Source organism: Halobacillus alkaliphilus (assembly GCF_900113125.1).
In the GTDB taxonomy this organism is placed as follows: Bacteria; Bacillota; Bacilli; order Bacillales; family Halobacillaceae; genus Halobacillus; species Halobacillus alkaliphilus.
In genome coordinates, this window is sequence record NZ_FOOG01000032.1 from 34,292 (window position 1) to 48,138 (window position 13,847).

A 13,847-nucleotide genomic window follows, 5' to 3' on the forward strand; every position below is an offset into this window, starting at 1 on the left:
CTAGTCGAAGAAACAAAGAAAGAGAAGGACAGCCTGCCAATCGTTACATTCACTATTAGAAACGATAAGCACCTCAACTCACTAGTAGGATCTATGGTATTCGCTCGTTCATTTGAATCCAATATCAAAACAAAACAGCCCTCTCCTGGATGTATTAAGGAGAGGGCTGTTAGATTCGTTCTTTATTCTAGTTACGTCCCATACCTTTTAAGAAATTCATAAGCATGGTAATGCTGCGATTGATTTCTGGGTCTTTTAGAGCTTTAGCTAAATCCAGGACGGATGTTTTTTCCTTGGAGGAAGCAGCAGCGTTCATCTCTTCCATACCCTGGTTAAGCTTAGAGGTCACGTCCCTTACTGTCTTCAGGTCCAGATCGCCTAGAAGATAGACAATTTCCGGAATATTCTCCAGGATACCCGTATACATATCACGGTTGATTTCCTCTACAATGTTGGCGAGTATTTCTTTTCGTTTGTAGGTAAAAGCCGTAGCAGCATCGAGTGTCTCACTTTCCTCAAGAGCCTTTAAAAGATCAATTCCCTTTAGAATTGCCGTTTTATTATCGGCTATAGCCGTCTTTACTTCCTCAAAATCTTTCTCAATTTGTTCCTCACGGCTGGCTTCATACTTTTTAATACTAGTAATTGGTTTCGCCATTATCGCTTCACCTGACTTCCAGGAAATTCGTAATCGTCACGCTTCCATTTCTCCTCAACTTTGACACCCATTTGAGGGACCGGATTTCCGCGTCTGTGATTGTTAACAGGAATTGGTGATTTACCTTCTTTTGTCAGAACTTTCATTTTGACCGCAATCTCTTTATAGGCTGGTGTATCCGTATCTTTATCAACCCGGTTATCCGTGAGGAAGTTTACAGCAGACTTTCCGGTTCCGTTCATCGGTACGAACAGTTCTTTTCCTTTAACGCGGTCTGTAACGGTAACGGTTCCAGTTGCTTCCCCTGATTCAGAGATGAGCTTAACCCGGGCTCCTTCTTTGATACCCCGTTCTTTTGCCAGCTCCTCTGAAACTTCAACGAAGGAATCCGGCGTCTTCCTGGATATACCTGCGGAGCGGTACGTCATATTCCCTTCGTGGAAATGCTCGAGTAAACGTCCATTGTTTACGTGTAGGTCATATTCTTCTGTCGTATCGTACATTAATTCAAAATCTAATGGATAGAGACGAGCTTTTCCGTCTTCAAATGGAAAACGATCGACAAATAGTAAAGGTTCGTCCGTTCCATCTTCCGCTACCGGCCATTGAAGAGAATTATAGCCTTCCAGACGATCATAAGTGACACCCGCAAATAATGGTGCTAGGCTTGCCGCTTCGTCCATGATTTCTGAAGGACTTTCATATTTCCAATCAAATCCTGCTTCTTTGGCTACATCCTGTAAGATTTCCCAATCAGGTTTTGTCCCTTGAAGCGGTTCAAAGGATTTATACAAGCGTTGAATCCTTCTTTCAGTGTTCGTAAAGGTTCCTTCCTTCTCCAAACTTGGAGCCGCAGGAAGTACCACGTCTGCGTATTCCGCTGTTCTTGTAAGGAACAGATCCTGCACGATAAAGAAATCAAGTTTTTCAAAAGCTGCGGTTACATAGTTAATGTTAGCATCCACGATTCCTGTATCCTCGCCAATTACATACATCATGGACAGATTTCCATCGTGAATCGCTTCTATCATTTCGTGATTATCCATACCTATTTCTTTAGGTAGATCTACGCCCCATGCCTCTTCGTAACGCTTTCTTACCTCTTCATCCGTTACGCTTTCGTAACCTGGGAATTGATCAGGCTGGCTTCCAAAATCACTGCAGCCCTGTACATTATTATGACCGCGGAGTGGATAAGCTCCCGTACCTGGTTTGCCATAATTTCCTGTGATCAGAAGCAGATTGGAAATAGCTGTGCTGGTATCACTTCCGAGCATATGCTGCGTTACACCCATTGCCCAGCAGATGGAGACCGTTTTGGCTTCCACAATCTCTTTCGCAAGGTCTTTTAAATCCTCTTCTGAGAACCCGGTCATATTGGCTGCGTATTCTAAAGTGAACGGTTCCAGGCTTTCTCTGTAATCCTCAAATCCATTTACCCAGTCGTTCAAGAAGTTTTTATCTTCCCAACCCTGATCCAGAATGTATCTAGTTACAGCTGAAATCCATACAAGATCGGTACCGGATTTAGGACTGAAGAAACGATCCGCGCGTTTAGCCATTTCGTGTTTTCGCAGGTCAAACACAAAAAGTTTTTGTCCAAACAGCTTTTGGGAACGCTTGATACGGGATGCCAGTACAGGGTGGGATTCAGCCGTATTTGAACCAATGGTCATTACCAGTTCAGATTTCGCAAGATCATCAATCGATCCTGAATCTCCTCCATAGCCAACGGTACGGAACAGCCCTTTGGTTGCCGGTGCCTGGCAGTAACGGGAGCAGTTATCCACATTATTGGTACCAATGACCTGACGGGAAATCTTCTGCATCAAATAAGACTCTTCGTTTGTTGCTTTAGAAGAAGAGATGAATCCTAGGTGATCGGCTCCCTTTTCAGCTTTAATTTCATTCATACGGCGAACCGCATATGCAATTGCTTCTTCCCACTCTACTTCTTCAAAGGTATCTCCGCGGCGGATCAGCGGTTTTTGCAGACGATCATCTGAGTTCACATAATCCCAGCCAAATTTCCCTTTCACACAGGTGGAAATTCCATTTGCCGGAGACTCAGGGTGAGGTTCTACCTTCAGAATTTCGCGGTCTTTTGTCCATACATCAAAAGAACAGCCAACTCCGCAGTAGGTACAAACGGTTTTCGTTTTCTCGATCCGCTCTTCACGCATGGCGGCTTCTGAGTCAGATACGGCAAATAACGGACCGTAACCTGTTTCTACTTTTTTCGTTAAATCAATCATCGATTTCAAAATTCCTGGCTTTTGATCGGTTATGAAACCGGCTTCTTTTTCCATTCCTACTTCCATCATGGCATTACACGGGCAGACGGTAGAGCACTGGCCGCAGTTTACGCAGGAAGACTGGTCAATCGGCACATCGTTGTCCCAGATAACCCTTGGCTCCTGGCGTTCCCAGTCAATGGTAAGCGTTTCGTTTACCTGAACGTCCTGACAAACTTCTACACAGCGTCCGCAAAGGATACACTGGTCCGGATCATATCTGTAAAAAGATCCGGAGTCATCACGGTTGTAAGATGTAGGCTGGAACGGACGAGACTGGTGATCGAGCCCAAAGTCCGCCATCGTATTATGAATCTCGCAATCTCCATTATTATAATCACATACGGTGCAATAAAGTTCATGCTTTTCAAGAACACGGTCAAGCGCCTCTTTCTGAGCTTTATGTACATGAGGCAGCTTGGTCTGAACCCGCATTCCCGCTTCCACTTTCATTCCACAGGCTCGCTGAATTTCACCATTCACCTGAACCATACAAGTATCACATGTCTGAATCGGTCCTAGTGATTCGTTGTAGCATATTTGAGGTACATCCTCGTTTGTTGTGTTAATTAAGTCTAATAAATTCTGTCCCGGATCTGCTAAATATTCAGTGCCATTAATGGTCACGACGGTATGATCTCTGTCGATCAATTGAATTCCTCCCTGTTCGATGTGACGATTTCGTCATTTTCTTTTAACTCAATACGCTCCGGATGAGTATAAACATTCATCCTCCCACCGCGGATAAATCCGACAGCGGTTATGTTTAGATCTTCAGCCAGCTGCAGGGCTAAATCCGTAGGAGCCGACTTAGACAGCAGGCACCCGATTCCCATTTTGGATACCTTTAAGAGTACCTCTGAAGAAATACGGCCGCTGAAAATGATGACGTGATTTTTTTTGCGGCCTCCGTTTTTAATTACGTGGCCATAGAGTTTGTCTAAAGCATTATGTCTTCCTATATCTGAAAACTGGATTTCTATTTCTCCATCTGAAGCTATGGCCGCCTGGTGGACACCACCCGTACGCTGAAAGGTGTGGGCGTTTTCATGAAACGATTCCATCAGCTGCATACAGCTTTCCGGAGATAAAGAAAAATGGTTCATCACGGTTCGGGCCGTTTTGGCATCATTTTGAAAATAAAACGCCCGGCTTTTCCCGCAGCAGGAACCAATCCAGCGCTTCTGTTCGTTTTCTCCCACTGGAATGGGACGAGAAGTTTCTACATAAGCAAAACCACGCTCTTCATCTATAGATAGCTGCTTAATTTCTTTTACTGTGTAGATCGCTCCCTCGGTTGCTAGAAACCCAATCACCAATTCTTCCAGGTGATCCGGAGTACAGACCATTGTGGCGAACTCCTGACCATTAATCATAATGGTGAGAGGAAACTCTTCGGCTACAATGTCCGTTGTATCATAGGAGGCAGTACCATCTACGCGTACCATATTCCATTTTTTTGTACCTTTATCCATAGTTCCTCCCACTTCCCAGTAATTACAACTCATTTTCCTCTTTTGGAAAGTTTTAAACCTTTGCAATTAAAGCTTTCCAGTTTAACACTGGTATCTATACCCTATTGTTCCAACTTATTACTATTTTTTCAAATATTTATGCCTGAATAGCCAGTACATAAGAATAACAAGTCCTCCAGCTGCACCAAGCATCCCTCCTGTAGCCCCTATCTTTCTGATAGGAAAAACGTCCACTGCTAACCCGCCACCTAACATCATCATCCCAAGGATTACATTCGAACCTGACTCAATAAACCCAAACACACTTCCCTGCCGGACGGAAGGAATCCTTTGCATAACGAGTGTATCCAGGAAAGCTCCCGACATTGCGCCGATGAGAGATATCACAAAAAAATACAGCATAAGTTGAGATAACGTCCCCGCCTGGCTCGCTGCCCCCTGCAGAATCCCTTCCACGACAAGCGCGAGTATGGAAAAAAGCAACAGATGATGCTTCACGTGCTTCATTAAGAAGAAACTCGTCATCATTCCTGTTCCAAGTGCACCATAAAGAAGCCCTACCCCAAGTTCCCCGCTCGAAAAAATTTCAACGGCATACACGCTGATCAGCACGTTGAAAATTCCATCCATACCTGCGCCTGTCCACTGAATGAAGACGGCTAAAAGAATACCTGTACTTAACCAGTCCTTGGCTTCCATCTGTATGCCTCGAGGTTCGGAATTCTCTTGAACAGAATTTTTCTTTACTTCCAGATTTCTAATAAAAAAAGCGGCGGCAGCAAATGACACGGCGTTAAACACAAACGCCATATCCGTTCCCCATAAATAAGCGGCGGCACCCCCGGATACGGACCCTAAAATAAGCACAATTCCGACTCTGAATTGTTCCAATCCATTAACTACCGTTAATTGTGAAGGTTCGGTTATTTTTCCAATTGTGCTTTTCCTAATTGGCTGATAAAAAGCCTCCCCAGAAGAGAGGACCAAAATTCCTGTGAATGCAATCCACATATCCTTATCCGATTCAATTAAAGTAAAGCTGAGTGCGAAAGGAATCCGAAGCAGGTCAGCTGCTATCATAAGGTTTCGGGGATCGATTCGGTCGGCGGCTTTTCCACCAAGCGGTGAAAGGATAAGGTAAGGAAGAATTCTCAGGCCGAGTGCGGTACCTACCGCGAGCCCTGAGCCGGTAATCTGTAGAATAAGCGTCAACACGGCGACCTGACTGAACCTGTCCCCTACTCCACTAATGATGCCTGAATAAAATAAATAACGGTACGAACGGTTTGCTAACATCCTTAGACCCTCCAAAATTTCTAATTAGATATTCATCTAATTAGTTAGGGAAAAAAAGAGACCAGCGTCATCTTAGACGACGACGGGCCACATTTCTTGAGGATTAAGTTCATAACGATTGTTTTCTCTGTACATGAAGTGATGCATAATCCATTCTCTTCGCACCGTAGCATAATCCTCAAAGAACGTTTGAATGTATTCGTTCACTTCTTTCTCCTCATAAGTTTTTCCCGGTTGGAATGCTTTCACATAATAAGCCAGAATAATGACTCGCTTCTTCAACTGGCTGGGCATCTGCTTGAGTTTTCCATCTACAGTGATAAAGTTTTGAAGAATCTGACGCTCTTCTTTCTCTGTTACCTGCCACTCTTTATCAGTCTTCACTTTTTCATCTCCTATTCGCGTCACGGCCTCTGCCATAAATGTAAGTTTCTTTTCATCCAGATAAAAATAAATCGTGTTTTTATCGCGGCGGGAATAAATCATTCCCGTATCCTTTAATTTCTTTAAGTGATGGGTAATTGTCGGCGGCCGAAGTCCAAGTTTCCCTGCAATGGCTTGCCCATGAAGCGGTCCCTGTCTTAGCAGAGCAATAATACGTAACCGGGTCGGGTCTCCAACGGCTTTATGAAAAGCTACCATTTTATCTAACTGCATAATAAGACTCCTTTTCTATCTAATTAGTTATATATCTAATTAGATAGTAATGAAATTAATGAGTAAAGTCAATGTAAATTACTTTCTTTAAGACCAATAAAAAATCAGCTTAGTTATATCTAAGCTGACACTATATAGCTGGGTGCTATTTATATTTTTCATCTAATTGTTCTTTCCACCGAACCAGAATGAAGATTATAAGCACAATCATCACTACGACAATCAGAGTTCGCAGCATTCGAAGACCTTCAAAAAGGCCAAAATAGGATAGTCCCAGGGTGATTCCAATAATCATTCCCGCTGAGACCAGTATGCTTCCATAAACTTTATCATTAACGTCTTTCATTTAGGACCCTCTTTTTCTTTATTTACAGAATTTCATCTAGCTAAATAAGAGTATTACGCCTAAAATGGTTACAAAAAGTAGCGCGATTTCCACTAGAGATACTTTATAATTCTGCCTGTTAGAGCAGAACTTCCATTCTGCGAAAGTCCGGAAGCTAAGTTGGACTATTATAAATCCAGTCATCAATCCCGAGATAACCAAGGGATTATTTATAGACCACGGCATCGATGCTAGGAGGAGGATTATAAATAAAGCACGAAGCATCAAATCCCCTTTTTTACGGAAATTATTGATATGGTTATAGGAATTCCACTTCTTCTTATCTGCACCTAATAGATTTCTCAAAATTATCGGGATACCTATCACAGGAACGATAAGGGCTGCTGCAATTATAAAAAAATACATCTCAAAAACATAATCCGCTACGTTGTTTTCCAACTAAATCAACTCCGAATTAGGATGATAACTTAAAAGTAATGCACCCTCTAAAGAGGTGTTTTATCATATCTATAGATAAACACTTTTTAATATGAGTTAAACGGAAAAAAAAGTACCCAATAATCATTCATTGGGTCTTAAGCTTCTCTATAACGGAAAATGGCCGTAATGCGTCACTTTTCTTTTCGGTCTTCTTCAAATGTACCCCAGTCATATCCTGACTTCCCCCAGCTGACTAGAAACAAGGCTGGTGCTGCAATCATCAAGAGTGCTATAACTAAACCCATACTGAAAAACCACCTTTTAAGAACGACTTTCATTACTCATAATTTAACATAATTAACCAATTATTTGAATAGAAATGCATCTTCTTACCATATTGGGTTTGAGAAAACGGTGAAACTCTATAAACATGATCGATGAGACCCCGCAGAACGTTAAGAGCTCAGCCATGGAAGCGAGTCGTTTTCCTGAGGATGTCTAGAAACTGAGCATTCCAGCATCATGAGTTTATCTGAAAGAATTTTGAGGGATAATGAATCTGATCTTTTTTAAAAAGAGTTTTCACTATTTCTGGTTTTTCATGAACGCGAGGACTTTCTGATCAATCCAGCCTCTCTCCTGTTCTCTCCCCTCAAAATTTTCCGTATGCAGATAAGCCGTTAGTGCATCGTACAATTCAGAGTCTGGCAAATCAATGCTTTCCGTGTAGTTTAACCGGTGAAGTTGAGCGATAATATCCGCTTTTACTTCCCCTTCAACGGGTAACCTATGCTCCTCAAGCGTTTCTCCAAAATAAAGCTGCTGCAGTTGATAAATGCGAACAAGTTCCTGGATAGGCTCAGGATGGTCATCCACCCGAAGGTCTACAAAAACGTCACTCAATCCGCCGTATCCGCCTTTATCTTTGACAACATATAGGGCAGCCGACTGCTTCCCGCGGCTGTCTCCTCCAGCTTCCTGTGCAGCCTTTAATCCTTCAAGCAAACGGTCAGCAAGAGAACCCGAAGCTTGCTCAAAAGCACGCCCCATATGGGTTACCGTCTCTTTGTTTACCAGAATATTTCCCTGTGCCGCATAATGTTCTCCTGTTATGCCACCTGCCCACTCATAACACTGCTTACCTGTGAAAGTTGCGGTGTTTCCTTTCGCATCTACTACCCCTACCTGACGATCTTCTGAAAATTCATCTTCCGCCGTCAGTTTCTCAATCACTTCACTCGCTGTATAGCCTTCTTCAAGAAGGGCAAGCCCATTCGGTCCGTAGGAAGGGTTAGCAAAAGCCTGGGTCGCAATTGCTCCCACGCCCGCTTTGGCCCAGGGAACTACCGAACCTACCCCTAGAAATTTCGACTGTACGGCCACTCCTAACTCTCCAGTTTTCGGATCGTATCCTGCGATAGAAAACGTGGCTATGATATTAGATTTATTTTTATTCATAATTTTTCCCTCCATTCCGTACTTTTTCGACTCCTATCCTGATAAATCCTTCTTAAAGAAAAGAGAACATTGTTATGTTTTTACAATAAGTAAACGGGTATTATTTCTACTGTACATCATTATTGAAAAAGGAGATGATACGAATGAAACCGATGATTCGTGAATATAGTAACGATGAAAAGTTGATGACAGACGTTAAATCATTACAGGATAATGGCATCCACCCAACCGATATATACATTCTTTCCCATGATGATGACCGCACCAATCGCATCGCTAACAATGTGGATGCAAACACGATCGGGTTTTCCGAACAGGATTTCACCAATATCATCAGTAACATTTTCAGCAAACAAGGTGACGAGCTGCGTACGAAGCTACAGGAAATGGGATTCTCAGAGTCTGAAGCTGAAGAATACGAAGAGGATATGGATGAAGGAAAAGTTCTTCTCATCCTGACCGATCAGGAGAAAACTTCAGGCATTTTAGACTAAATCAAAATTATAGCTCACTGACGCTGTCAGTGAGCTCTTTTTAATAGGTAGTAAACCAAGTCCATTTTTGGAGATGATACGTAATGTAGCGAACAAGAGTTAAATTCCCTTTGTTTTCCTCATAGTCCGCTGTGTAATGTCCGCTGTCATTATTCCAAATCCGTTCGAAATATTGGTCTACCTCTTGAAATACGTCCTCATCTGATTTCCCTTTTATAACTACATCTGCTTCCAGGTTTAAATTCGACAGGTTACGCCGGGTGTAATTCGCAGAACCTCCGATGATTACACTATTGCTTCCTTTATTAATATACAGCATTTTTGTATGATACTGTTCAATGTTTACATCATACCACCTTAAGTTAATGTTGTTATTTCCAAGCCGCTGCATTTCTGCTGCTACTGGCAAGTTAGGCAGTCCGGGTTTCTCATGCCCGAAGGATTTTTTATTCGGATCCATTACAATATTGACGGTTGCTCCGCGATCCGCTGCCTTATCCAGAAGGTCAATAATGTTGCGATCCGACAAGTAGTACATGCCGAGCCACACTTCATCGCCATTTCCCGCTTTTTTCAATTCTTTTTGTATCGAGCGATAGATTTTTCCTTCGGTTACAAACTGAGTACTTAAATTACCCTCCTGCTTCTCCCAGGAGCGATTTTCATACTCCGGGAAATCCGCTTCTCCAGAATAATTGACTACCGCTTCCTCTGCCTCTAAGATATCTTTAATAATTGGCCCTTCCATTTTGAACGCTGCGTTTTCGTGATAGCCGCTGGCATCATGAGGATTAGCCGTCGATACCATGGCAGCATCCTCTGTAACAAGAAGCTTTCTGTGGTTAGCTTTAATATTCAGCAATTTCAAATAGGATCGCAGGGTTACATCCGGAGCTTCTTTGGCCAGAGGATTACCGATCCATCCTTCTCCACCTGTGCCTGTCCAGGAAAAAAACAGACGCCAGATACTGGAGTAAACTGGATTGGAATCCCGCAGCTGATTCAGGTTTGTTAATACAACGTCGACCCCTGCATCTTTCAGACGGCGAATGGTCTCAGATTCATAGGATCCGTAAATCGTGTTAATTTGATCAGTAATAAACACAACTTTAAGATCAGGAACTTCTTCTTTCTGACGGACAATCGCGTTTACCAGATTCTCTGAAATCGCAGGGAACTCCTGCTTCCCATCCGTATAACCATTAAATAAAAACATATCTGCGACAATAAAGTCATCAGCCTCTGCAATGGTGTTGTTTATCTCCTGGAAGATCTGCCGGTCGTGTACCGTTTCCCCCGCTTCATTTTCGTAAGTCAAATCGTAAAAAAATTCAATGTCATCCATTGAATGAACGTCGCCCTCATAAGAAACCCCTTCAGGAAGTGCCTTCCAAGAGGTGTGATAACCGATTGTAATCGAAATAATAATAATGAATGCCAATATAATCCAAAAGACCTTACTTTTATGTAATTTCTTTAGTTTTTTCACGTTTATCCCCCCTTTTTAAATACTTTACTGTTTAGCCCTCATCCTTTTGGCTCAAACCTGGTAAATAATAGGTTGATACACCTAAAAAACCCTGACTAGAAAGAGGGACTCTAGTCAGGGTTTTATTTATCTTACAATTAGTTTTGGACGCTTTACAAAAAGTAAACTGACCACAAGAGCACTCAGAATAAATGCAGGCAGCATATAACCTCCGTTATAGAGAAGTGAATATAGCCACACCGGCTGACCTTCTGGTGCAAACTTTCCATAAAATACAATACCGGCAATGAAGTGCCCTATAAATCTAAGAGAGCTGCCGATGAGACAGCCGAATACTATCCACATAATCAACGACTTTTTATGATTTTCTTTGATCGAATTCCAGAGCGGTTTAGCTACCACTCCTGCAAGACCGATGACGGCAAAAGCCAGAATATAGTCGATAAGGGTTTGAACCGGGGTGATAATGATGGCTCCAGTCAGAATTTGATAGAATCCCAGTAATAGTCCGGTCAGCACTCCACCTCTCACGCCCCAGCGGAAGGCCATTATAAATACCGGAACCATGGCGAATGATATCGATCCGCCCTGAGCCCATAGCTTAAAGGATAGAAACGGTATGATATCCAGCAAAATGGCAAGTGCTGAGAAAATCGCCACCTCTACCATAAATAATACTCTTCTATTTTTCATTGTATCCTCTCCTTTTAAAGACACAAAAAAAGCAATGCCAAAGGGAAGCTTCCTGATGGAGGAGTCCCGACTGCATTGCACCATCAAAAAAGCCGCCATCCCTGCGTCAGTATTAACTGACAGGTTCGAAGGGTCTGAACATCGTTCACTCTCAGCCGGAAGGCTCCCCTTGAAGGCTTTATACCGTTACTTTTCTTGATATATTCCATATTATAGTAGTTTTCTGTTTAATCTTCAACTATTCTCTCTTATTCCCGCTGAAAGTCTCAGAAAGTTACCCCATGGTCTTTGCATACATTTCAAAGAATTCCAGACTTCTCTCTATAATTAAGTCCTGGTCATGATCGAGCGTAGCCACATGGTAGCTGTTTTCTAAATGGACAATTTCTTTATGTTCTGAAAAAACCGAATCAAAGATCATCTCTGAATTATGAGGCGGAACCACATGATCTTCATCCGATACAAAAATCAGAATCGGACAATGCACACCTGACAATTTCTCTTGCACCTGATTCATTAAAGTAAGCAGCTGATTCACTGAACTTACAGGCGTTCTCTCATAAGCCAGTTCTTCCACTTCCGGATTTTTAATATCAGAACCAATGGCATCTATAAAGCGCTCTTCCATAGCGACCGTTCCTTCCATGGCTGGAATTTTAATTGCCGCATTAATGGGAATGACGCCTTTAATGTCTGGAAATTTTTCTGCGATATGAAGGGCTAATGTACCTCCCATTGATAAACCGACCACAAAAATCATGTCACAGCGATTTTTGAGCCAATGATAGCCATCTTCTACCGACTGAATCCAGTCCTCATAGGTCGTGGTTTCCATATCTTCAGGTGTCGTTCCGTGACCTTTTAATCGTGGGCCGAATACGGTGTATCCTTCCTTTGCATAAGCTTCCGCAAGCGGCCTCATGCTTTGAGTAGTTCCGGTAAATCCATGCGAGATAAGGATACCTACTTCATTGCCTTCAAAACGGATTTCCTCTGCTCCTTTTAATACGATGGGCTGTTCTGCCATGACCGATCTCCCCTTTCATTTCCTTCTGTACTGTTACCCAGATTTTGGATTACGAAACTAAGAGGAACGTATTTGCCTTAGAATCAGCTTTTCAAGCCATGCCCAGGGCAGCACTCTTTTCAGGATAATATTGAACCTGACACCGGGGCCGATGGGGTATCGCAGTCGAGATAAGCTGTCTTTATCAGAAAGCTTCGCCATTAGCTGGGAAACATCGTCAGGATCGCTCCGTTTTCCCTGCTGCATTGCCTTCCAAAGATCTTTCATATAATCGGCGTAAGGAGAATCAGGATTGTGGACCTCCTCAGGCAGTTCCATTCCCGATGACCAAATATTCGTTTGATAAGACCCAGGCTCAATTAGAGCCACATCGATGCCAAATGGTTTCATCTCAAGCCGCAGACTCTCTGAAAATCCTTCGAGTGCGTGTTTGGATGCAACATAGGCGGATAACCCTGGAAAGCCGATCAAACCACTCACACTGCTGACATTCATGATCTTTCCGCTTCTCTGCCGTCTCATAATTGGCAGGATGGCTTGGGTTACACGAATGACACCAAAGAGATTCGTTTCAAATTGACGTCGATACGCTTCGATAGGAACTTGTTCAACAAATCCACCCAAAGCATATCCAGCATTGTTGACTAATATATCTATCCGTTCAGTCTCCTGCACTCGATTCTCGAATTCAAATAATGAAAAAGAATCAGTCACATCTAGTGGCCAGACTTCAATACGCCGAGTGATCTCTTCATCTATATCCTCTGAAAAAAATGCCTTGGCTTTATCCATATTTCTCATTGTGGCTATCACGTGAAATCCTCGGGCAGCGCACTTTACGGCGGTTTGAAAACCAAAACCGCTTGAAGCCCCCGTTATTAATACTGTTTTTTCCATACAATCGCCTCCTAATCAGCGTCTGTTTAAATTTCTATAAAGTCATCATGTTCCCCTTCTTTTAATAGCTCCGTTAAGTAACTGCGAATTTGTTAACTTATTCAGCTCAAGGGCCGGTTAGTTGAAGACTCAGTTTCGAGATAAATTGGGTCCGCTACTCTATGTGGAAGAGGGCTGGTGGGGAAATAACTCGTCTTGTTCCATCACCCAGACACTCGAGACATAAGCCGCTCATCAACGGATTGAAAAACCGCAACCCTTTTGATGGTCGGCTTATGCTGGTCGTGTCTTTCGGGGTGATTCCACATTTATACACTTTCCTATGGCCCTACACGACGTAGGGTCGATCGACGTTGCCACAGGACGTGGCGATCTTAGTCGATCCTCCTTTTACCATCAGCTTCCTCGCTCGTTTCACTCCCTGCGGAATCTCACCTAATCCCTTCTCCCGCTCTTACACGCTCATAAGTCATAAGCGTAAATCAGGACATAAACGACGATGAGTGCTATCCAGCTCCAGCACCTAGCGGCTAGTGAGACTTCCCTCACTTCTGTACGATAAGTCAACATCGAATCGCTCCGCTCTTCGTGTTTCCTTTATCTCCGCCAGCTTCAGGCTAGTTTCGGTGCCTAGCCTCTCGAG

13 protein-coding genes and 1 riboswitch are annotated in these 13,847 nt (G+C 43.0%); of the genes, 1 reads left to right on the forward strand and 12 read right to left on the reverse strand.

Annotated elements, in window-relative coordinates:
* Nucleotides 1-187: 187 nt before the first annotated feature.
* The 8 genes from BMZ06_RS15165 to BMZ06_RS15200 form a co-directional block, all read right to left on the reverse strand.
* Nucleotides 188-658, reverse strand: a complete 471-nt coding sequence (locus BMZ06_RS15165) for a helical membrane plugin domain-containing protein (protein WP_089753171.1) — start codon at nt 656-658, stop codon at nt 188-190.
* The gene (gene fdhF / locus BMZ06_RS15170) at nt 658-3,603 is read right to left on the reverse strand and encodes a formate dehydrogenase subunit alpha (RefSeq protein WP_089753173.1); all 2,946 of its coding nucleotides are present in this window, start codon (nt 3,601-3,603) and stop codon (nt 658-660) included. Before fdhF ends, BMZ06_RS15165 begins: the two co-directional genes overlap by 1 nt.
* The gene (fdhD, locus tag BMZ06_RS15175; protein WP_089753174.1) at nt 3,600-4,427 is read right to left on the reverse strand and encodes a formate dehydrogenase accessory sulfurtransferase FdhD; all 828 of its coding nucleotides are present in this window, start codon (nt 4,425-4,427) and stop codon (nt 3,600-3,602) included. Before fdhD ends, fdhF begins: the two co-directional genes overlap by 4 nt.
* Before the next feature lie 120 nt (nt 4,428-4,547).
* On the reverse strand, nt 4,548-5,723 hold the full coding sequence (locus BMZ06_RS15180) for an MFS transporter (RefSeq protein WP_089753176.1): 1,176 nt from the start codon (nt 5,721-5,723) through the stop codon (nt 4,548-4,550).
* Nucleotides 5,724-5,795: 72 nt separating this feature from the next.
* Complete coding sequence (locus BMZ06_RS15185; RefSeq protein WP_089753178.1) at nt 5,796-6,380, reverse strand: DUF2087 domain-containing protein; 585 nt, start codon at nt 6,378-6,380, stop codon at nt 5,796-5,798.
* 145 nt (nt 6,381-6,525) lie between these two features.
* Nucleotides 6,526-6,726, reverse strand: coding sequence for a hypothetical protein (locus BMZ06_RS15190; RefSeq protein ID WP_089753180.1), 201 nt, complete (start codon nt 6,724-6,726; stop codon nt 6,526-6,528).
* 36 nt (nt 6,727-6,762) lie between these two features.
* On the reverse strand, nt 6,763-7,131 hold the full coding sequence (locus BMZ06_RS21300; protein WP_425431776.1) for a DUF4181 domain-containing protein: 369 nt from the start codon (nt 7,129-7,131) through the stop codon (nt 6,763-6,765).
* 600 nt (nt 7,132-7,731) lie between these two features.
* Nucleotides 7,732-8,604: a DUF1028 domain-containing protein gene (locus tag BMZ06_RS15200; RefSeq protein ID WP_089753184.1), complete on the reverse strand. Its 873-nt coding sequence runs from the start codon at nt 8,602-8,604 to the stop codon at nt 7,732-7,734.
* Between the two features lie 143 nt (nt 8,605-8,747).
* Here BMZ06_RS15200 and BMZ06_RS15210 point away from each other — a divergent pair, with 143 nt between their 5' ends.
* Nucleotides 8,748-9,098, forward strand: coding sequence for a YflT domain-containing protein (locus BMZ06_RS15210; protein ID WP_089753188.1), 351 nt, complete (start codon nt 8,748-8,750; stop codon nt 9,096-9,098).
* A gap of 40 nt (nt 9,099-9,138) precedes the next feature.
* Here the strand turns inward: BMZ06_RS15210 and BMZ06_RS15215 are convergent, their stop codons facing one another.
* From BMZ06_RS15215 to BMZ06_RS15230, 4 genes are all read right to left on the reverse strand, one after another.
* Entirely contained in the window at nt 9,139-10,587 is a 1,449-nt protein-coding gene (locus tag BMZ06_RS15215) for a phospholipase D family protein (protein WP_089753190.1), read from the reverse strand.
* Between the two features lie 126 nt (nt 10,588-10,713).
* Nucleotides 10,714-11,280 (reverse strand): energy-coupled thiamine transporter ThiT, encoded by a 567-nt coding sequence (gene thiT / locus BMZ06_RS15220; RefSeq protein WP_089753203.1) that lies wholly within the window; start codon nt 11,278-11,280, stop codon nt 10,714-10,716.
* Nucleotides 11,281-11,361: 81 nt separating this feature from the next.
* Nucleotides 11,362-11,460, reverse strand: a riboswitch (TPP riboswitch).
* A 94-nt stretch (nt 11,461-11,554) separates the two neighbouring features.
* Nucleotides 11,555-12,307, reverse strand: coding sequence for an alpha/beta hydrolase (locus BMZ06_RS15225; RefSeq protein WP_089753193.1), 753 nt, complete (start codon nt 12,305-12,307; stop codon nt 11,555-11,557).
* A 57-nt stretch (nt 12,308-12,364) separates the two neighbouring features.
* Nucleotides 12,365-13,204 carry an SDR family oxidoreductase gene (locus BMZ06_RS15230; RefSeq protein WP_089753195.1) on the reverse strand — a complete coding sequence of 280 codons (840 nt, stop codon included), beginning with the start codon at nt 13,202-13,204 and terminating at the stop codon, nt 12,365-12,367.
* Between the last annotated feature and the right edge of the window lie 643 nt (nt 13,205-13,847).